The 20,518-nt window shown below is 44.7% G+C and carries 19 protein-coding genes; 11 read left to right on the top strand and 8 right to left on the bottom strand.

Going from position 1 to position 20,518, the window contains the following annotated elements:
- The first annotated feature begins 123 nt into the window (after positions 1–123).
- From Y697_RS08085 to Y697_RS08075, 3 genes are read left to right on the top strand one after another with little or no spacing between them, the layout of a single operon-like run.
- On the top strand, positions 124–2,544 hold the full coding sequence (locus tag Y697_RS08085; RefSeq protein WP_121551126.1) for a heavy metal translocating P-type ATPase: 2,421 nt from the start codon (positions 124–126) through the stop codon (positions 2,542–2,544).
- A gap of 14 nt (positions 2,545–2,558) precedes the next feature.
- Complete coding sequence (locus Y697_RS08080; RefSeq protein ID WP_121551125.1) at positions 2,559–2,774, top strand: heavy-metal-associated domain-containing protein; 216 nt, start codon at positions 2,559–2,561, stop codon at positions 2,772–2,774.
- Positions 2,767–3,048 carry a metal-sensing transcriptional repressor gene (locus tag Y697_RS08075; protein WP_121551124.1) on the top strand — a complete coding sequence of 94 codons (282 nt, stop codon included), beginning with the start codon at positions 2,767–2,769 and terminating at the stop codon, positions 3,046–3,048. Before Y697_RS08080 ends, Y697_RS08075 begins: the two co-directional genes overlap by 8 nt.
- On the opposite strand, the gene Y697_RS08070 is transcribed toward Y697_RS08075, so the two are convergent.
- From Y697_RS08070 to Y697_RS08060, 3 genes are all read right to left on the bottom strand, one after another.
- Positions 3,045–3,395 carry a hypothetical protein gene (locus Y697_RS08070; RefSeq protein WP_121551123.1) on the bottom strand — a complete coding sequence of 117 codons (351 nt, stop codon included), beginning with the start codon at positions 3,393–3,395 and terminating at the stop codon, positions 3,045–3,047. The genes Y697_RS08075 and Y697_RS08070 overlap by 4 nt on opposite strands.
- Positions 3,395–4,624, bottom strand: a complete 1,230-nt coding sequence (locus tag Y697_RS08065; protein ID WP_121551122.1) for an OFA family MFS transporter — start codon at positions 4,622–4,624, stop codon at positions 3,395–3,397. Before Y697_RS08065 ends, Y697_RS08070 begins: the two co-directional genes overlap by 1 nt.
- 139 nt (positions 4,625–4,763) lie before the next feature.
- A complete protein-coding gene (locus tag Y697_RS08060) occupies positions 4,764–5,174 on the bottom strand; it encodes a nuclear transport factor 2 family protein (protein ID WP_259462387.1) in 411 nt (136 codons plus the stop codon).
- A gap of 107 nt (positions 5,175–5,281) precedes the next feature.
- On the opposite strand from Y697_RS08060, the gene Y697_RS08055 reads away from it, so the two are divergent.
- Entirely contained in the window at positions 5,282–5,767 is a 486-nt protein-coding gene (locus Y697_RS08055; RefSeq protein WP_147433192.1) for a hypothetical protein, read from the top strand.
- A gap of 3 nt (positions 5,768–5,770) precedes the next feature.
- Here the strand turns inward: Y697_RS08055 and Y697_RS08050 are convergent, their stop codons facing one another.
- Positions 5,771–6,550 (bottom strand): GNAT family N-acetyltransferase, encoded by a 780-nt coding sequence (locus Y697_RS08050; RefSeq protein ID WP_121551120.1) that lies wholly within the window; start codon positions 6,548–6,550, stop codon positions 5,771–5,773.
- A gap of 143 nt (positions 6,551–6,693) precedes the next feature.
- Here Y697_RS08050 and Y697_RS08045 point away from each other — a divergent pair, with 143 nt between their 5' ends.
- Positions 6,694–7,329, top strand: a complete 636-nt coding sequence (locus tag Y697_RS08045) for a 4Fe-4S binding protein (protein WP_121551119.1) — start codon at positions 6,694–6,696, stop codon at positions 7,327–7,329.
- A gap of 150 nt (positions 7,330–7,479) precedes the next feature.
- Positions 7,480–10,638 (top strand): PAS domain S-box protein, encoded by a 3,159-nt coding sequence (locus Y697_RS08040; protein ID WP_121551118.1) that lies wholly within the window; start codon positions 7,480–7,482, stop codon positions 10,636–10,638.
- Between the two features lie 42 nt (positions 10,639–10,680).
- On the opposite strand, the gene Y697_RS08035 is transcribed toward Y697_RS08040, so the two are convergent.
- Positions 10,681–11,580 (bottom strand): hypothetical protein, encoded by a 900-nt coding sequence (locus Y697_RS08035; protein ID WP_259462386.1) that lies wholly within the window; start codon positions 11,578–11,580, stop codon positions 10,681–10,683.
- A gap of 370 nt (positions 11,581–11,950) precedes the next feature.
- Between Y697_RS08035 and Y697_RS08030 the strand changes: the two genes are divergently transcribed.
- Both Y697_RS08030 and Y697_RS08025 read left to right on the top strand, forming a co-directional pair.
- Positions 11,951–12,808, top strand: a complete 858-nt coding sequence (locus Y697_RS08030) for a MurR/RpiR family transcriptional regulator (RefSeq protein ID WP_121551116.1) — start codon at positions 11,951–11,953, stop codon at positions 12,806–12,808.
- 176 nt (positions 12,809–12,984) lie between these two features.
- Positions 12,985–13,890: an isoaspartyl peptidase/L-asparaginase family protein gene (locus tag Y697_RS08025; RefSeq protein ID WP_121551115.1), complete on the top strand. Its 906-nt coding sequence runs from the start codon at positions 12,985–12,987 to the stop codon at positions 13,888–13,890.
- A gap of 3 nt (positions 13,891–13,893) precedes the next feature.
- On the opposite strand, the gene Y697_RS08020 is transcribed toward Y697_RS08025, so the two are convergent.
- The gene (locus Y697_RS08020) at positions 13,894–15,279 is read right to left on the bottom strand and encodes an MATE family efflux transporter (RefSeq protein WP_121551114.1); all 1,386 of its coding nucleotides are present in this window, start codon (positions 15,277–15,279) and stop codon (positions 13,894–13,896) included.
- Positions 15,280–15,548: 269 nt separating this feature from the next.
- Between Y697_RS08020 and dctP the strand changes: the two genes are divergently transcribed.
- The gene (gene dctP / locus Y697_RS08015; protein WP_121551113.1) at positions 15,549–16,913 is read left to right on the top strand and encodes a TRAP transporter substrate-binding protein DctP; all 1,365 of its coding nucleotides are present in this window, start codon (positions 15,549–15,551) and stop codon (positions 16,911–16,913) included.
- Positions 16,914–17,269: 356 nt separating this feature from the next.
- Here dctP and Y697_RS08010 read toward each other — a convergent pair whose 3' ends face one another.
- Both Y697_RS08010 and Y697_RS08005 read right to left on the bottom strand, forming a co-directional pair.
- Positions 17,270–18,202 carry an MBL fold metallo-hydrolase gene (locus Y697_RS08010; protein WP_121551112.1) on the bottom strand — a complete coding sequence of 311 codons (933 nt, stop codon included), beginning with the start codon at positions 18,200–18,202 and terminating at the stop codon, positions 17,270–17,272.
- Between the two features lie 12 nt (positions 18,203–18,214).
- Complete coding sequence (locus tag Y697_RS08005) at positions 18,215–18,835, bottom strand: cyclase family protein (protein WP_121551111.1); 621 nt, start codon at positions 18,833–18,835, stop codon at positions 18,215–18,217.
- A 182-nt stretch (positions 18,836–19,017) separates the two neighbouring features.
- Here Y697_RS08005 and Y697_RS08000 point away from each other — a divergent pair, with 182 nt between their 5' ends.
- Together Y697_RS08000 and Y697_RS07995 are read left to right on the top strand one after the other, a co-directional pair.
- Positions 19,018–19,395 (top strand): hypothetical protein, encoded by a 378-nt coding sequence (locus Y697_RS08000; protein WP_121551110.1) that lies wholly within the window; start codon positions 19,018–19,020, stop codon positions 19,393–19,395.
- A gap of 142 nt (positions 19,396–19,537) precedes the next feature.
- Positions 19,538–20,440, top strand: a complete 903-nt coding sequence (locus Y697_RS07995) for an HD-GYP domain-containing protein (RefSeq protein WP_121551109.1) — start codon at positions 19,538–19,540, stop codon at positions 20,438–20,440.
- Positions 20,441–20,518: the final 78 nt, after the last annotated feature.

Raw genomic sequence — 20,518 nt, 5'->3', positions numbered from 1 at the left:
GGTTTCATAAACTGCCAATTCCTTGAAATCCGACAACATTTATAGTATTATAGTCATATACCTCCCCCCGGGGAGGTATTCACAGAAATCTTTGTAGGCAAGACCAGTTTTGGAGGGTTTTGTATGGCTGAAGAATATATTGTAGAAGGCATGACCTGCGCGGCATGTGTGAGAGCTGTGGAAAGAGCTGTCTCTAAAATCGAAGGAGTGGAGAGGCCGGTAGTTAATCTCGCTACGGAACGTCTTACATTCGAAGTGTCTCGGGAAGTCGATAAAGACAGAGTATTTGAGGCAGTAAAGCGGGCAGGTTACAGTCTCAAAGAAATTCCGGTTTTCAGGAAGGCCGTAATGGAAATTGATGGAATGACATGCGCTTCCTGCAGTGCGGCCGTAGAAAAAGCAATCGGAAGGCTGCACGGAGTTGAGAATGTCAGTGTCAATCTATCTTCGGACACCGTTTCTTTTAAGTACGATCCAGATATCTTGAAAATCGGAGAGGTAAAAAAAGTAGTTGAAAAAGCCGGATACAGGCCAGGCAACCTCGTCACTGAAGCATTCGAAGAGAGCCGACTGAAAAAAGAAGCCGCAATAGCATCCTACAAGAGGAAGTTCATATTTTCTGCGGCCTTTGCTCTGCCGTTGTTGATAATCGCCATGGGCCATATGATAGGCCTTTCGCTTCCGGCAATCATCGACCCCCATCTCAATCCCTTTAACTTCGCTATAGTTCAGCTAGTTCTAACGATTCCGATAGTAGTTGCGGGTAGAGATTTCTATTTTAAGGGAATACCAAATCTCTTCAGAGGAAGCCCAAATATGGACACTCTAGTGGGTCTAGGGACGGGAGCGGCATTCTCTTACGGAATCTTTGCTACGGTTCAAATAGCCCTCGGCAGACACAGCTACGTTGGAGATTTGTACTTTGAATCGGCCGGAGTGATTATCGCTCTAATATCTCTCGGCAAGTATCTTGAGAATCTTTCAAGGGGAAGAACTTCCGATGCCATAATGAAACTTATGAAGCTTTCTCCCGAAACGGCTCTTTTGAAAGGGAAGGCCGGCTTCGAAGAAGTAGCGATTGAAGAGATAGAGGTTGGAGACGTTCTTCTTGTCAAACCTGGTATGAGAATCCCCGTGGATGGAAAAGTCTTGAATGGTACTAGCTCAGTAGATCAATCAGTGATTACCGGGGAATCGATTCCCGTAGATATCTCAGAGAGTTCGAAAGTAATTGGCGGCACTACGAATATCAATGGAGTATTCGAGATGAGAGCAACTGTCGTTGGAAGTGACACAGTACTTTCGAGAATAATCAAACTCGTCGAGGACGCACAGTCATCAAAGGCTCCGATAGCTAGAATGGCCGATATTGTCAGCGGTTATTTCGTCCCATTCGTTCTAGTAATCGCCGCAGTTACTTTCGCTGTTTGGATGACGCTTGGATATGGCTTTGTCTTCTCAATGTCCATGATGATAGCGGTGCTTGTAATAGCCTGTCCCTGCGCACTCGGACTTGCCACGCCTACCGCAATAATGGTGGGTACCGGTAGGGGAGCCGAAATGGGAATTCTCTTCCGAAACGGAGAAGCCCTTGAAATTACTCACAAGATTGGAGCCGTAGTTTTCGACAAGACGGGAACGATAACGGAAGGAAGGCCCAGGCTAGTAGATGTGCATACATTTGGGAAGCACGGAAGAGAAGGTGTGATGCAAATATCGGCCAGTATTGCTTCAAAGAGTTCCCACCCGCTCGATGTAGCTATCTCAGGTGCATATAGTGGTCCTCTCCTGGATGTTTCTTCATTTGAGGCTTATTCTGGCAAAGGAATTCTGGCGAGAGTCTCTGGGCAGGAAGTCAAGATGGGAAACCATCGTTTTATTTCTCTGACACCAGAAGAAAAAAAGCTTGTCGATGAGTTATCCACCGAGGGCAAGACACCCGTTGTTGTCTCCATAGAAGGTAGAGCGGCAGCAGTGCTTGGTATCGCCGATGTTGTAAGAGAGGATTCTATGGATGCGATTAAGTCACTGAAGAAAATGGGAATAGATACTTACATGATGACTGGTGACAACTCCAGGACTGCAATGGCAATTGCTAACCAAGTTGGAATTGAGAATGTAATATCGGAAGTGATGCCCGAAGACAAAGCCAAAAAGGTTTCCGATCTAAAGAGGGAAGGTAAGACAGTGATGATGGTAGGCGATGGGATAAATGATTCTCCGGCTCTTGCGGAGGCTCATATCGGAATTGCCGTTGGTTCTGGAACGGACATAGCTATTGAGACTGCAGATGTGGTACTTATGAGCGACAATCTAGACAATATTCCCAGAGCGATAAAGTTATCGAAAGAGACCATAAAGAACATTAAACAGAATCTTTTCTGGGCGTTCTTCTACAATGTAATCGGCATACCTTTGGCAGCCGGTCTCTTCTACGGAATTGCCGGAATAAGGCTTAATCCAATGGTAGCCGGAGCGGCGATGGCATTTTCCAGCGTGAGTGTGGTAACCAACGCATTGAGATTGAAGAGAATCAAGATCTGAAAGGGAGGAAGAAAATGAGACTGACAATTGAAGGAATGAGCTGCAACCACTGCAAGATGAGGGTAGAAAATTCATTGAAGGCTTTGGAAGGAGTCAAGGATGTAGAAGTTGATCTTGGAACCGGAGTGGCAACGATTAGCACTACAAAAGAGATAGACGACAGCTTATTGAAAGAAGCCGTCGAAGATGCCGGCTATACGTTAAAGGGAATCGAAAGAGAAGATGGATAATCACTCTCATCACAAACACAGCGGAGCGTTGAAGATTCTCAGGACAGCAAGGGGTCAAATAGACGGTATCGTAAAAATGATAGAAGAAGAGCGATATTGCATAGATATTTCGACACAGCTTCTGGCAGTTATCTCTCTTCTCAAAAAGGCAAACACAACCGTTGTCAACAAACACATCGAAACATGCATAAGAGAAGCCATCGATTCAGGAAATGCCGATGAGAAGATAGAAGAACTTGAAACCCTAATGAAATACATAGAAAAGAGTCTCTAGCCTTCTCCATGAGGCTCACCCTTTCTATCTCCATCGACTCCGAAAAAACTTTCAAGGTCTTCAAGAACACCCTCGAGTTCTTCATCTTCAACATCCCAAAGCTCTTCAACTCTTTGCTTAAGAAGAGCGTTTCTCTCTTCTACGGCTTCCAAGTACATAAGAAGCAAGCTTATTCTGTTGGAATTCATAGATCCCAACTTTCTCAGAGTATCAATGGATACCTTCTTCTCTTCATCTATTAGATCGCCCACTGAAAGAACAATATCCTCCAGCTTCCATTGAACGTCGTCCGACAATACTGCCAGGGTCTTTCTTATCTTCTCAAGTGTTTCTATACGTCTTGACATTAAGCTCCCCCTGATTCTGCTTTGTTGTATACAGCCTCGGGGTGTTTCACAATCAAACTGAGCAACGCCCCCGCAACGCTTAGAACAGCTGACACAATATAGCTTATCTCATATCCACCAGTAACATCTCGAGCAACTCCTCCCAGCAAAGGTCCGACAACACCGCCGACCCCCCAGGCAGTTATCATGACACCATAATTCACTCCCAGGTTCTTGACACCATAGAAATCTGCCGTTATCACGGGGAAGATGGCAAGCATCCCACCGAAAGTAAATCCGACTATACTCTTACCTATCAAAAGCGCAAGAGGGTTTCTGAGCGAGCTGAACAAGAAGTATATTACGGCCTGGATAGCGAACATCGTGAATAGTGTGGCAGTTCTACCGATGAAATCCGATATCGTTCCCCACGTTACGCGACCAATGAAATTAAAAATCGCATATACTACCACAAGCAGAAAACCGTTACTTATAGATGCCTGCTCGAGTCCGATCTTAGACATCTGGCCAATAATAAGCAACCCAGCAAATGTACCAAAGAAAAACATGGTCCACAACATATAGAACTGAGATGTTCTTATCATCTCAGTCAGTTTGTAATCCTTTGTTGCAAGTCTGTGAACTCTTCTCGATTTCTTCTTCAGTTTCACCTTCTCGAAACCATCGGAAGGGTTGGAGATAAAGAATGAGAGAGTAAACACAATAAGGAAGAAGAGAAAACCCAGGATCATCAGAGCTATAGGAAGGCCAAACAGCTCTATAAGGCCAGAAGTAAGGGGCGCGATATATACTGGAGCCAACCCGAAGCCACTCACTACGATCCCCGAGACTAGCCCTCTGTGATCTGAATGGAACCACTTCACGGCTGCCGGCGTTGGTGATGAATAACCGAAACCCATTGCCAATCCAAATACAAGTCCAAAGAAAATGGTCAAACCGGCTACCGTAAGATTCAACCCGGAAAAGACGAACCCTATACCGGCAAGCATCGAGGAAAAAAAGAGAACGGGTCTAGGACCAAATCTATCCTGCAGTTTTCCTCCCGGAATCATGGTAATGGCAAAGACTGCAGAAGCCAACATATAAGGTATTTGAGTCTGAGTTGCTGTCCAGTTGAAGTCGTCTATCAGGGCGGCAGAAATAATTCCCCATGAATAGAGGACGCCGAGCGTAAGGTTAACTCCAAGACCACTGAAAACTACGAGCCAGGCTTTCTTAGTGTTATCCACAGATTTGTCCTCCTGAAAATGACGTTAATTGCCGGGCAGATCTGTTCAGTCGGTTCGTAGTACCGTATCAATATTCTACATCATCAGTTAAGCATTAAGACCTCATGAAAACATGTATGATCTGCAAGAGAAGCCATGCTCACTTCTTGACCCTAAAAAGCTTAGCGAAGGAGCCTGCAATTGCCTGTTGAAAATGCAGCAACTGCCATCCACTGTCAGCCTTCATAAGAAAAGCCGAGCCAAAAATCTCCACTCTTCTGAAGGCAGCTTTCCTTGCAAATTTAATACCTCTTTTCCAAGAAATAGAACAGAGTGAAGGTTTTTCGACGGTAACTTCCCAAGATATCGGCTCGAAAAGAACTCCAAATGAATCGAATTCCTTTTTCAGAAGATCAAGGAATTCGTCAATGCCTTCGCTGACAAGTCCTTCAGGATTTATATAGGTGATTTCCTTACTGCAAAGTGCTCTTAATGACTCTGAATCCTGATTCCTATAGCTTTCGAAAAAGGCCTTTAGAACCTCTCTGGCCGACATCTCGCTCAGCTCCATTGAACAACACCTCACTCTTAATCACTATTAAGATTCTATCATTGAACTGCCCCGTCAAATGTGTACTGAATCGTATCGTTAGGCGTTCAAACAGGAATATAATCTCGTTGAAGAAGGAGGAGATTTCACTGAAAACGATTGCTATGATCTTCACCTTTCTGGTTTTCTTTGCGGCAGTTCCGGGACTCACACTGCGAGCTGGAATAGAAGGTCCAGCAATAATCGGCTTCTCTCTAGAACTGGACTCCGGTATCTACTGCGGGGTGGGAGCGATACCACCGATTACGATATTTGGTTCAGGTGGTCGCTGGTCTTTCTCGCTCACCGGAGGATACAGTTCGTCATTTGAGGTTCTTCGGAGAGAGAAGATGATAATTTCAGCTATTGCAAGAGGTTGTGCTGGAGCAATATTCTCCGGCGCACTCCATTTGGCGGCAATGGTGGGAATGCTTCTTGAGATCAAATGGAGTCTCAATCCTAGTTTCAAAACAGGTTTTCAGCTTGGGATGAGTCTTGGAATGTATCAGCGAATTACGAACCCGGAAACCAGTTTTGTTCCAATGGGTCAGATCGGAGTTGTCTTTGATTTCTGAAGGTTATTGTTTTCTGAACCTGAGTGTTTTCAGCTTGCCAATCTCTCTGAAACCCAGCCGATTATAGATCCTTCCCGCCTCTGGATTGTCGTATAGCAAGCACGGTATCTTTCCCTCGGCGAGTAAATCTTCACATAGCCTAGATACAACGGCCGAAGCAAGACCCCGCCCTCTGAAATCCTTTCTTGTTGCAACGCCAATTATCATTGCCATGTCAGAACTCTCTGAAGTACTGGCGGCCGTAGCCACGATCTCGCTCCCATCTTCAATCATGTATCTTCGGGTGCTACCGTCTCTCAGCGTGTCAATGAAGGACTCTTCTTCCGTAGCGTGAAACTCCTCTATGGAACCAAGAAAAGCAAGGAGTCTCAAAGCATCTTTCATCGTTGCCCTTCTTACCTTATGTATTGGCTCTATGAGACTGGGTTCTTTCAGAATTGCGAAATGTAGCGTGTCCTCTTCCTTGAGCAAGTCACTCAAATGCGAAGAAATAGCATCTATCCCACCAACTGTACCACTCAACATCATTGCCCTCTTGTACCTCCTTATGATTTCGGCTGCTTCTTTGAAATCCGTTCTATCAGTATCTGCAAGAACGAAGAATTTGTAGTACCGAAGTAGGATCCCGTCAGGGTGTTCGAAGTTTCCTTCAAGGAAGATTTCCAAATGCTTTGAATCTGGACTTGTATTCTCAATATCTCCTATTATGAACATGTTCAGCTCCTTTCTTCTGTACAGAAAAGGAAGGAGTCTCTTCCATTCACTTCCGTCGATCTTCTTCAAAGAATCACCACCAGTATTCAGACCTATAGAGAAGAATATACCAGAAAATCAATCAGGATCTTAGTCAATAGAGAAATTCGTGATAGATGTCACGGACTTGATCTCTCCAATGCTATAGACTTTGATCGAAGGGAGAGATTACTATGTCAAACAAAAAAGCCACAACTCTCAGAGTAATAGTGGAGATAATTTTTCTTGCACTCTTCTTATTCTTGTTGAGAAACAAGGATTTACAGAGGTGGTTCCTGATATTCGGAATCGGTCTCTTAGGAGCTATTTTTCTGGGAAGAGTCTATTGCGGATGGATATGTCCAATGGAGACATTATTCAGACCCATCAACTGGTTGTACTCTAAACTGAAGATTAAGAGACTCAAAACACCCGCAGTATTCAAGAACAACATATTTAGGTGGACTGTACTGGTGCTCTTCGTCATGCTCATGGTAGCCGTTAAGGCTTTTAGAATCAGGATGAACCTGCTTCTGTACATCACCGCTTTCTCAGTCTTAGTTACTCTGGTATTCGAAGAGGAATTCTGGCACAGATATATATGTCCCTTCGGAACACTTCTATCAATATTCTCAAGAAACCCGCTCTTTGGAATGAGAGTCGAAAAAACATCATGCGTTTCCTGTGGGATCTGTCAAAGAGTTTGCCCTGTAAGTGCGATTGAAAAAGAGGATGATGGTATGAAGATAGACACTTCAGAGTGCTTAGTATGCCTGAAGTGCAAGGAAAAATGTCCCAAGACCTCGATAACATATTCAAGGTCGAAATGATGGGTCTTTCCTAAGGAAAACACCAAAATAAAGTAAGCTCCTGCCGTTCCGTTCTCTTTCGGAACGGCTTTTTATAGTCAAAACATGGGCTTGCAACCGTATTCTTTAATGCTAGAATGATTCTATACTCCCGCGGAGAGAGGCGTCTAAGTGAGGAAAGAAAAAGGTAGCGACATTTCAGAAGAATCAGTTCTTGCCCTTCAAGAGAGGATTAAAGAACTTGATTGTCTCTACAAAATCTACAAGTCCCTTCACAAGGCCACTAATTCAGATGAAGCTGTTCGACTGGTTTTGGATCAGCTTGCAGGAGGATTCAGATATCCCGATCTTGTTACCGTAAGAATCGTGATTGATGGGCGACAATGCTCTTCGAAGGATACCTGGCATGAGAGTCGCACCATCTTTTCGGACCTGATTGTGGATGGAAGAACGGTAGGGGAAATCGGAGTCTCCCTCTCAGACCAGGTTAAATTTCCCGGAGAACCATTTCTTGATGAAGAGAGAAACCTTCTCTGCGCAGTGGCAGTCGGTCTATCAAATTCCCTTGAAAAAATCTCTACTAGTCAAATATTTAGGGAGAATCTAGAAAGATTTTCATTTGCTGTTGAAGCTTCTGGGGAAGGCATTTGGGACTGGAATATTGAAACCGGTGAAGCCTTTTTTTCGAAGCGGTGGAAGGACATGCTTGGTTTCTCTGACGAAGAGATCTCTGACCATGTCAGCGAATGGGAGAAGAGAATTCATCCCGAAGATGTTGAAGAGGTGAAGTCAGTTCTCAACAGATGTTTCAAGGGCGATATACCATTCTATGAAAAAGAGTACAGGCTTATAGGGAAGAACGGTTCTCTTGTCTGGGTTCGTGATAGAGCACGAATTGTCTCAAGAGACAGTGAAGGAAAACCCTTGAGGATGGTCGGAATGTACACCGATCTTACCCAGCGCAGGATGGATGAAATCAAACTTCAGAAGCTCAACAAATTGCTCACCCTAATGTTCAGGGCAAACGAATTTCTTGTCCATGCAAAGGATGAACATTCTTTACTTAAGGGACTTTGTGACATCGTGGTCGAAAATGGAGGGTTCCCTCTTGTCTGGATAGCCTTCAAGAAGTCCGGGGGGAAAATGCTGACTCCTGTTGCGGTAAGTGGAGTGGCAAAGGGATATCCCTACGAAGTTACAGTCGCCTGGGATAACAGCGAATTGAGCAGAAGCGCAATAGGAAAAGCCATAAAGACCGGCAGGACATTCATTTCAAGGGAAATCGACAGTTCACCCGACTATCTTCCTTGGAAGAAGACAGTTCTGAAGTACGGGTTGAAGTCATCGATTGCCGTGCCTCTTGTTATTGGAAAAGAGATTATCGGCGGCTTTGTTATTTATTCCACGGAGGAAGATGCATTTGATAATGAGGAGGTTCGCCTTCTTGAAGAGCTCGGCGAAGATATCTCCTATGGAATACTGTCACTGAGACTAGAGGCTCAGCTAGAGCATCAGAGCGGTGTTCTATCATCTATTAGAAGAGTAAACCAGCTGATAGTATCGGCAACCGATGTTGAAGAGTTGATTAAAAGAGCGACGGAGCTTATGACGGGTTCCCGCGGTTTCGAAAGATGTCTTCTTGTTCTAGTTGAGAATGAAAATGTGAAGAACTGGGCCGCTTCTGGCTTCAGCAGAACGCAGCTGCTCGAAGTCGACTCGATCTTCGAGTCGGGAGAAATTCCTCCTCTTTTGAGAAGGGCAATGGAAGAAGAAGGAGTGATCTCCTTAACTGGAAGAGAGTACAACAAACAATGCGTAACAAGCAGCGATTTAGATGATCTTGCAGTCTTCGCGAAAGGGCTCAGAATCGGTGGCAATATCCTGGGTGCTATGGCCGTAGTTATGAAACAGAGCTTCTCTTTTTCGAAGGATGAAAGAGATCTCTTTTCCGAAATCGTGGATGATATTTCTTTTGCGATTCATAAGATAAGAATTGAGAAGAACGAGAGAGTTCTTCAGAAGAGGTTTTCTCTTTTCATGGATAAACTGCCCGGAGCCGTATTCATTTCTGATAGTGACCTGAAGACTTCATACTTCAATGACTTCGCAGCCAGAGTCTTTGGTTTCAAAGAAGACTGGAAAGGAAAGAATCCCGAAGCCAACTATCCCGGAGAACTCGGCAAGCTAATACTCGAAGATGACAGGAGGACTCAGAACGGGGAAAACATCGTGAGGGAAGAGAGGGTACTCGGTACCGACGGCAAGGAAAGGATCCTCTATGTTCAGAAGTTTCCAATTGTTTCAGAAGAGGATAAACCCATGGTCGGTGCAATCGCCATGGATATTACCGAATGGAAGCTCGCAGAGATGGCCCTCACCAGATTGGGAAGAGTCATAGATCTTTCAGTGAATGAGCTATATATATTCGATCCAGAGACTCTGAGATTTCTGCAAGCGAACAAGGGTGCTATAGAGAATTCAGGGTACTCTCTTGAAGAGTTGCGAAAGATGACTCCACTGGATCTGAAGTTGGAGATGGACAGAAGGGTCTTCGAAGACATTATCTCCAGACTCAAAAAAGAGCCTGGAAGTTACGAGGTCTTCGAAACCGTTCATATAAGAAAGAATGGAACCGGGTATCCCGTCGAAGTAAGACTGCAGCTTCACGACAACGAATATGAACGTGTCTTTGTTGCCATTGTTTTGGATATCTCCGAGAGAAAGATCGCCGAGGCGTCAGTCAAGAAGAGCCTTGAGTCACTTATAAATACTTTGTCTTCCCTTGTTGAAGCGAGGGATCCCTACACTTCCGGCCATCAGAAACGTGTAAGCGAGCTTTCGACAGCAATAGCGAGAAAGCTGTTTTCTGAGGATGAGATGCATGAAGATATCGTTGAATCGATAAGGGTAGCCGCTTTGCTTCATGACATAGGGAAAAGCGCAGTGCCCACTGAAATACTGACGAAGCCGGTAAGACTGAACAATCTCGAATACGATTTAGTTAGAGAGCATTCAAAGAAGGGGTACGACATACTGAAAGAGGTTTACTTCCCATGGCCGATCGCCGATATCGTTGCTCAACACCATGAGAGACTTGATGGATCCGGATATCCCAGAGGATTAACGGGCGATGAAATCAGAATAGAGGCCCGTATTATTGCCGTTGCCGATGTAGTTGAGGCAATGTCTTCTCACAGACCTTATAGAGCATCTCTTGGAATAGAGGCGGCACTGGATGAAATACGGCAAAACTCTGGAAAGTTCTACGATCGCAGAGTCGTCGAAGCCTGCCTTGAGCTTTTCAAAGAGGGGTTTCAATTCACCGAGTAATCCAGGCGGCTTTTCCAGTGATAAGGAAGTTCCAAGCGACTTTCAGTTAAGCCTTCTTTCCAGCCTATTCAGGTAAAACTTCACTCCCGAAGAGAGATTACGAAGTACCTTGCAGCTTACTTCATCCAGTCTACGGGTATCCTGGGAACTGACGAGTTTGTCATAATACTCCTTTGACAACTCTGGCGATGGATTCTCGAAGGAATTGCCGCCGATAAGTCTTTTCACAGACAGTTCCACCTCGGGCAGAAGATTGAGGGCTCTCCTTCTAATTGTCTCCGCCATTTTTTCGAGTCCATCGAAGATGCCGACCTCAGTCCCCTCTATCTCCTCCAAAAAAGGTTTGTAGCCTCTCCACAATCGGTAGCCCAGATATCTGTCGTGAAATTTGTGATAGAAGCTGATTTTCTTGAACTGCTTCCTGTACAGAAAGGGTATCTTGAAAATTTCGACGGGAGAGCCGGGAGAGGTGTGATAAGGTGTTCCGCAGTCCTCAAGATAGTGGAGAGCCCTGGCAGCGAATCTTAGAACCCAATATCTATCTCTCTTCTCATTGGCCAGCATACTCAAACGGTCGAAGTGTAGAAATCTATCTATCACTTCACCGAATCGGAGAAGAATATGAAACTCCTCATGACGCCAAGTTCCACTTCCCCCCATGAATCTCTGTAAAGGTGAAAGACTTAAGCCTTCATCCATGCCAAAGTCGGGCTCATATGAATAAACTGTCAGAATCTGCCATGCGGGAGCTCTACCACTTCTTGGAAGCTTATTGTCGAAAAAGGGTAAGTACAGCTCCTCATCTGAACGTGAGAGGTACGGCCTTCCGAGGTAATCTTCAAAACCATCCTTAGAGCTATTGTACGGACCCTGATCATAAGCCCGATAGCAGTACGGTTTAATCTCGACTTCCTCAGATAGAAAGGCTTTTTCCATATCCATGCATTTGTGAGTCAAGACATCATGGCCATCCATCTCAGTTGTTTATAACCCAGCTCCTAATTAATGTAACTATATTCTATCATCTGCGCTGTTACATAGAATAACACCCTCTTGAGTAGATTTAACTATGATGTATTACGCCTCCAAATTACTCCAATGGATCTTCAACATATCAAATCAATCAGACTGAATCTCTAAAAGTGGAGGATCAAGATCAAGATCCAAGCTTCCATAGTTCAGTGATCATCTTTGTTTCTAGCGAGAAGAAGTATGTGCTGTTATGAAAATATAGTTTCAATATGCTATCATTATGAAAAGATATTTTCATAGAATACATGAATAATCAATTTCTTTCCGAAGGGTGATACCAATGGTATCCGAAGAAATAGCGAGAATCAAAGACGATTTATCTCCAGCTTATAAAAGGATTGCAACCTACATTCTCAAAGAATACTCGCAGGTGGGATTCATGTCCATTGAAGAACTCAGCTCTATGGCAGGCGCGAGCAAGGCATCTGTAGTTAGATTCTCCAGGCGTCTCGGTTTCTCGGGATTCAATGAACTGAAAAAGTCGATCCAGAGTGAACTTAGAAGAAGGCTATCGCCATATGAAAAGATCGCGACTACTGATCTTGACAGAGCTCCTATCGAAAACCAGCTGAAGTTGCTCGCTCAAAATGAGATTAACAATCTCAAAAACACCATCTCCGGAATAGGAGAAGAGATCCATAAATGGGTGGAGTCAATTAAGTCAGCCAGGAGTATCTACTTCGGTGGATTTGGAGCCACAAAGAATGTTGTCTCTCTTATGCAGTACACCATATCAGTTCTACAGAATAAACCAACATGGCTTCTGACGGGGTCAATTTCTGATTTCTCGTATACCATAAAGCTTATGGACAGAGCTGATGTTCTCGTTGTAATGACCTTTCCTCCCTACTCGAAAGAGATAGAATACATGGTCGATTTTGCAGGCGAGAGGAAGGTTCGGACCCTCCTTGTAACGGATTCGATTGAATGTCCTATCTATTCTAGAGCCTATTCGGTAATAGTATGCGAGAACAACTCACTTCTGTTTGGGAATTCCTTCGTTGGACCCGTTGCAGTAGCGGAAATGATAGGGAACTTCATTATCCTAAGTGAGAAACAGACAGGCATGGAGGAAATGAAAAAGCTATTTGAAGTGGAGGAAAGAGGCTACAGAGCTATAAGTATGGAGGACCGGTAGAAATAGGTCTGGTGTAAGCAAAAAGCTAAATGAATCTGCTTTAGTCTTAAGAAATACGATGGAATCGAAGTGGGGAATTGCTTTTTTACCATTTGTGGCTTTCTTATTCTTTAGTTTAACGAGGAATGTTCTCTTTTCTTTTAAGACCCATTATCCATTTGGAGCGGGGTGTTGGTATGAAAACCATCATTGTACACGGCGGTACAGGAAGCTTCAAGAGTGACAAGGACTTCGATGAACACAGGAGAGGAGTTGAAGAAGCAGTCATACATGGGTACTCCACTCTTGAAGAAAGAAACAGCTCTGAAGAAGCCGTAATAGCCGCCGTGTCCAAGATGGAAGAGAACCCTACATTTAATTGCGGCAGGGGATCGGTACTTAACTACAATGGCCAGATTGAAATGGACGCCGCGATAATGGACAATAATCTGAATGCGGGAGCAGTTTCCGGGCTGAAGAGAATTCTGCATCCCATAATGGTGGCACGGGCCGTCATGGAGCAAACCGATCATGTTTTGCTCGCAGGAGCCGAACTAGAGGAATTTGTTAAAGTATTGGAATTTCCCAGAGATGACGCCCTCGTTGTTCCTCACAGATACCAGCAGTGGAAGGGTGAACTGGAAAGAATTGAAAGAGGCGAAAAGACACGTTTTGGGAAAAGCATCTCGCTGGCCAGAAAGGCACAAGAGTATCACTCCACCTGTGGAGCGGTTGCCATAGATGACCATGGAAGAATGGTTGCAGGGACGTCGACAGGCGGAATGTCAATGAAGAGTTTCGGAAGGGTCGGCGATACTCCAATTATCGGTGCAGGAACCTACGCAGACTCATTCGGTGCAGTTTCTGCAACGGGCCATGGAGAAAAGATTATGAAACTCACTCTGAGCAGGCTGGTAGCTTTCTTTATGGAACAGTATCCAGCCCAAAAAGCAGTTGACATAGCTCTGGAGAGAGCAAGATACTCCGAGTGCGAATGCGGTCTAATAGCAATCGATAGGTATGGAAATATCGGGATTGGGCACACTTCAAAAGATATGTCGTGGGCTATAATGAAAGATGGTCATCCGCCGTTGATCTTCTAGGAATCACTGGCCACCTTTCTCTGCAAGAGAAAGCTCCCTACTTTGAACCTTCAGTTTCTTGACAATCGCTACGGCAAGAATTGCGGCAACAAACAGAGTAAAGAAATCTGCAACTGTCTGAGAGTAAATGACCCCGTTGAGCCCGAAGAACCTTGGCAAAAAGATTACTGCCGGGATAAGGAAGAAACCTTGTTTCGACATCGACAGCAATCCTGCCGCGAATCCCTTTCCAAGAGCCTGAAATAGGACTGTAAAAGTTATGACGAAGCCGAATGTCGGAAAGAAGATGTTTACCGCCCTAAAGGCTCTGGAACCCACGTCGATCACTTCGGGATCGTTACTGAAGATGCTGATAATCGAATCCGGTATAGTCAATCCGATTATGGCAAAAACCGATGCAAAAACCGTTGTCACGATCACCGAAAATCTCAGAGCTTCGAAAACCCTCGAAAACTTCTTCGCACCGTAATTATAGCCCGCAACCGGTTGAAAGGCTTGACCGTAACCGAATAGAACCATCATGCCCAACATGAGAACCCTCATTGTTATTCCGACGGCCGCAACGGCATGGTCCCCGTAGTTTCCAGCAGCGTTATTCAAGAGCGCGACGGCGAAACTCGACAAGGATTGCCGAAGGAATGTCGGGAGCCCAATTTTGAAGATTTCTGAGTATATCTGAAGAGAAAACCTGTACAGTCTTATCGATAGATTTGTGTAACTCTTCTTTCTTACGAAGTACTCGAGTATGATAATCGTCGAGATAGACTGAGAGATGACCGTCGCAACGGCCGCTCCCGTGATCCCCATTCCAAATCCGAAGATGAAGACAGGATCGAGCGCAACATTGAGAAGAGCTCCAGAAACCATAGCAACCATGAATCTCTGGGCGTTGCCTTCCGCCCTAACGAGATTGTTCATGGTCATGTTCATCATGGTAAATATCGACCCCATGATAATTATCATTGTGTATTCCCTCGCGTACTCCATAATAGTCTCGGTAGCTCCAAAAGCGGTAAGAAGAGGATCAAGGAATATAAGCCCCAGTATTGTGAAGGCAATTCCCGTGGCAAAACTTGTAAAGAGAGCCGTGGATGCTGCTTTATCGGCTTGCCTCTTATCTCCGGCACCAAGTAGACGCGAAACATATGAAGCGGCCCCCACACCGTACGTCAGGCCGACGGCTCCTATGAGATTGAATATGGGAAAGGCAACTGCAACTGCGCCTACGGCGCTTGTGCCTATCCGCCCAATGAAGAAAGTATCGACAAGATTGTAGATAGCATTTGTCAACATTGCAATTATTGAAGGAATCGAAAGACCTATGAGAAGCGAAGGGATCTTCATCGTCCCCATTGCTCTCGCTCTTTCTTCGGAACTTCTGAATCTCAAGCAAAACCCTCCATTTCAGAGACGACCTGCTATCATAATACACTAATCCAGTCCAGTTGACAGGCATGCAAAGAACGGATAGCTAACGAATCTTGTTTGCTGGATTTTTTTGAAGTGTTCCCATTAACTTAGAAGCAAATGTACCCCTTCAGCTGCTTATTCGGGGTATATACTCTCGTTGCGATAGGAAAAGACCGCTGGGTATATATCGTCCTTACATAAAGCGATCGAACCGATAAGAGGCCTTATTGGCCCGAGGAGGAGATTACATGAGAAGAATGAAGCTAGTATCAGTCTTTCTCTTAGTCTCACTAATACTGCTTGGCGGATCGGTTTTTTCCGAGGTTCCAGAAATCTCTCTCGAGGAGATACTCAAATGGACTTCGGCTGAAACAAACGAAGATCCATATAAAAGAGAAAACATGGAGGCAAGAGGATTCTACCCGGATGGAGAACAAGAAGTGCCTGAGTTCTACAACTTCGCAGCAAATGTCCCCCCTGTCAAGGATAATCCGGATAACCTGGAAGCAGTCACTCTAGAAAACATGGAGGCGAGAGGATTCTACAGAGAAGGAGAGGAATACGAAGATCCCCAGTTCTACTATTTTGCATCTTCGGCAGCTTCATCCAGGGAAGGAGATGAACCAGTAGAAGCCGTCGATGGCTTCTACAGAGAAGGGGAGGAAGAAGAGGAGTACAGCATATTCATAAGCGCCTTTACCTCTGCTCCCGTGGATAATATTAAAGTTGAAGCGATGAAGGTCTTCGCAAGCACCGTAAACACTCTTAGCAGAGGCGACATTTACGTCAGGATCTTTCATACTAATAACCACGGCCCCGAAGAACTTCTTTCCGGTGTAATCAACGGAATGGAAGTAATGGCATTCGACTGCAGCCTGTGCACAATTGCCGACCTGCTCTTCCTTCCTGAACTCTCGATCTTCTCTGCAGCTTACCTCTTCGAGGATGCGGAACACATGGACAAGGCCATGGAGAGCGGAATCATGACAGAGCTTCTCGATAGAGCCGCAGCAAACTCCGGAGTTAGGGTGCTCGACAACTGGTACAGCGGTAGTCATCATCTCTTCCTAAACGAAACCATAAGCGGTATCGAAGATCCTTCGCAACTAGAAGGGCTGAGACTCTGCTCAAGCTGTTACCAGGGCTCATTCGACGCCTGCAAAGCTCTTGGCGCATCTCCCGTCTATATGGGTCAGAGCACTCTCGAAGATGCGATGAGCTGCGGCTCGATTCAGGGCGCGGAAATGCTCCTTGAATGCGTTACAGCTGAAGAGTGCATTGATTCGATAAAGACCATCATACTTACCGGCCATCAAATCGAATCGGTAAACCCGACAATTAGCGAGGCCACATGGAAGAGACTGAGCGAAGAGCAAAGAGGGTGGATTCTCGAGGCACTGCACACGGCGAGATCATACATGGAAACCGAAGTTCTAGCGCTTGAAGCCGAAATAATCGGCGAACTCGCCCAGAAATACGGTGTCCAGGTCTTGATACCCTGTAAGGATGGGTTGCTCCAGCAGGCGGCAACCTACTACTCCCAGAATCGCTTCTCTGCCGTGTGGGGCGAAGATGCATACGTCCGAATGCACTCGGCCTCGGAAGGGATGTAACTCAGTAATCAGTAAAGAGAGTATCCTGAGATTGTAACATCGCTCTAAAGTAGTTTAGTGATGCATCGAGCTGCCCTTCAATCATTCCTAACGTTTGAGGGGCAGCAGTTTAAGATCGAAGAGCAAAGACAACCGAAGGTTCCATTCATGGAAATATTCAAAAAAGCATTCACTTGAAAGGATAAGGAAAATAAGAGCTATGCTGGCTTATAAGCCTCTGTCACTCGTTTCACCTTGCAATCGTGAAGTACATAATCAGTCCCACTACCACCGTGATGCCGATGATCAAAGGAATAATCGTGAATCCAAACATCCTCTCACCTCCATCTAAGATTTGCCAAATATTCTACTCTCTTTCATTCGAAATACTTTCTATTCATCAAAAGCTCTTCATATTGCGGCCAGATCTCTTCAAGTCTTTCAGAAGGAGTCTGCCGGATCAATCTCGATTCAAATTTCAAAGATTTCCTTTCGACTCCGAGCATCTGCCAAAACTCTCTCTTGAACTGCACGAAGTCAAACCTATCGCCAAGAATTTTTCTTGCCATATCTTCATAATGCAGAAACTCGAGATACTTTGTGTTGAAGGAATGTGTCTCTTCGCCTTCTTCAACATCTATTTCTTCACCAAGGAAAAGAACCTTCAGATACTCCAGATTCCTTCTCACGAGATTGTCGCCGACGATTCCGGAGTGTCCAGAAATTACGGTCCGATACGACATCTTAAGTATAGTCTTCAAACTCTCCGTGAAGGTTACCAGATCTCTCCAGAGAGTAAGTGGTAAAGGATCTTCAACAAGATCTCCTACGAAGATTACCGAATCCCTTCTGTCGATACATACCGAAGAACAGAGAGTGTGTCCCGGCATATAACGAAATTCTATTTCGTCATCTTCAAAGACCAACCGATCACTGAAGGTGATACTTGGAAGTCTTTTCAGAACATCTCCGTCGCGAAATCTTTCCAGATTTTCGAAATCGTAGTCCCATCTTTCTTCCATTCTTTTTCTTGCAAGTTCATGGGCAACGATTTCGCACCCCTCGAACGCTCCGTTCCCCCAGACGTGGTCATAATCAGAATGTGAGTTAAAGATCACGAGATCCTTTCTGGGACTTTCTTTAATTCGATCCTTAACAACGTTCATAAATCTACTTCCAAGAAACGTATCACACAAATAAAAGCGGTCTACCCCTTCTATTAAATAGACAGACGTTTCCCCACCCATCGGTGAATCTCCGTCCTGAAAGGTAAACAAAACTCCCCTGCTGCCGACTGCCTGAATCTTCAAGGTTTTTCTCCTCTATCTGACTGCGGCAAAGATTCGGGCTATAGAGGAATCAGCATGGATCTTCAACGGAATCGCGAAGACTTCCAGCTCTTTCGAATCCGACAGGTTTTCAAGACCGGTCAGGTTCTCTGCGATGAGACAGCCTCCACCGAAAAGAATTCCGTGGATATCGTAAGGGTATCGATCCGGAGAAGATGAGTCGAAGCCAACCATTCTTGTTCTGCGCTCTACCAGAAATTCAGCCAGTTCGGAAGTAAGGAATGGGTTCTTCAAGAAATAGTCCTCGCTGCCAAACAGTGAATCCCGACCAGTCCAGAAAAGAACAATCGAGTCTTCAGAGATCGCATCTTCATACTGAGACTTCATTGCTATCTCTGTCTCTCCTCTCACATCAATAAGGACTCCCTTGCCAATAAGTCTGTTGATCTCGATCTGATCTACATAGAGATCCGATTGGGTGAGATGCATGGGACCGTCTATGTGGGTTCCCGAGTGCATACTTATTTCTAGTCTGTGATTGTTGTATCCATCTTCGTTCAAGACTCTCGACCTGCACAACCTTGTGGGATCGTCACCAGGATACACTGGCTGGTTATCTTCGACAACTCTGGTCAAATCGACAAACTTCCTCACAAGGATCACCTCTCTTTCTCAAAGGAGCAATAATTACAGAATATCACATCCCATGCTGTCAATAGCTCTTCACTAATTGTAATTTCTCAGAGAGCCTTATAGTATTTCAGTCGAGATTTGAAATCAATAGATTATATGATATGATTAATACATTCGAAGAAATACAAAGGAGGAGAGTTGGTATGAAAAGAGTATTGGCTTATACATTAGTACTCCTCTTCGTATTGTCCTTTGCGTCATCTGCAATTGGTTCGTCGCTAGAATTGGCGGAGGACATCGCCGAATCGGCAAACGAGCAGATTGAGTCTTTAATCGAGACCACAGTTCAGAAGGCCGAAAAACTCACGGAACATTACGAAGAGAAGGGCATGTCACCGGTGGCCTATAAGACTCTAATAGACAATCTCGGAAACGATCTTGCCGAGAGAGCGTTCTTGATTTCCCAGAGTGCCATAACAAAAATCGAAGAACTAGGATATAAGGCAATTTGCTATTATGTTCCAGTAAGGCTAGGATATAAGATTTTCTTGATCGATCCGATTCTCATAATCGACGATTAGTCTAGCAGCTTTTGACTATCATCAGTATTAAATGCCGTAGACAACTACGGCATTTTTTGATTACATGGAATCTCCGTGACATTATATGATAGACTCTATATGATTATCATGGTTTCTTTATCAGCTTCATTTGGGGGAAGAGATGGAAGGCTTTAAAGTGTGCAAAGCTAACGAAACGATCGAGACAGTTGTTCAAAAGAACTCGTCACTTTCACTTTTGGCCCACGGTGATGGCGTAGAAATTTCGATTTACGAGTTGCATGCAGGTGTAATTACCTTTCTAGACACCTTCCCGGGTGGAGATTTGCTTGAGTTTTACTATGTTTTGAATGGGATAATTTCCTGCAATTACTCCGAAAAAGAGGAAAACCTTGAACCAGGCGATTATTTCTATGCCCATAACCTCAAAGTACCTGTAGAGCTAAAACCCAAGACTGATGTAAGATTGTTGCACGTTTCCTCAAAACCATTGTTCAAGTACATTAGCAATAACATTTCAGTTATGAAAGATATTCTTGCTCGCGTAGAACTTAAAGACTCGTACACTCATGGACACGGCAAAAGAGTGAGAGATGTGTCTCTTGCTATTGCAAAAAGACTTGGTATTCCTTCAGAAAGACAGGAGGTCATAGCAATGGGGGCTCTCTTTCACGACATTGGAAAAATTGAGATCGATGATTCAATTCTGAAGAAACCATCAAGACTGAACAGAGAGGAATTTGAAATAATCAAATTGCACCCGGTTTTCGGATGTCAGATGGTAAAAGGGAATTTTCTTGAAGACACTCATGACATTATTAGGCATCATCATGAGCGAGTTGACGGCACTGGATATCCCGATGGACTGAAGGGAGATGAGATATCATTGGAAGCCAGAATTGTGGCCGTCGCCGATTCATTCGACGCGATGACATCGAGAAGACCCTATAGAGAAGCTATGAGTTGCGAGGACGCACTCGAAGAGCTTAAGTCTCAGTCCGGTACTTTGTATGATTCGGAAATCGTAAAGACTCTTGAGCAATGCATAGCGGAAGGACTAATCTAGTTCCCAGGATAGATGAAGCGCCTTTTCTCCCTAAAGTTACTAATTCTGTAAGATCCTCTAGTTTAAGCCTTCATTTAG

It is taken from the genome of Mesotoga sp. BH458_6_3_2_1 (assembly GCF_003664995.1).
Classification (GTDB): domain Bacteria; phylum Thermotogota; class Thermotogae; order Petrotogales; family Kosmotogaceae; genus Mesotoga.
Note: the sequence above shows the minus strand (reverse complement) of the source record. Positions and strands in the feature narration are given on the sequence as shown.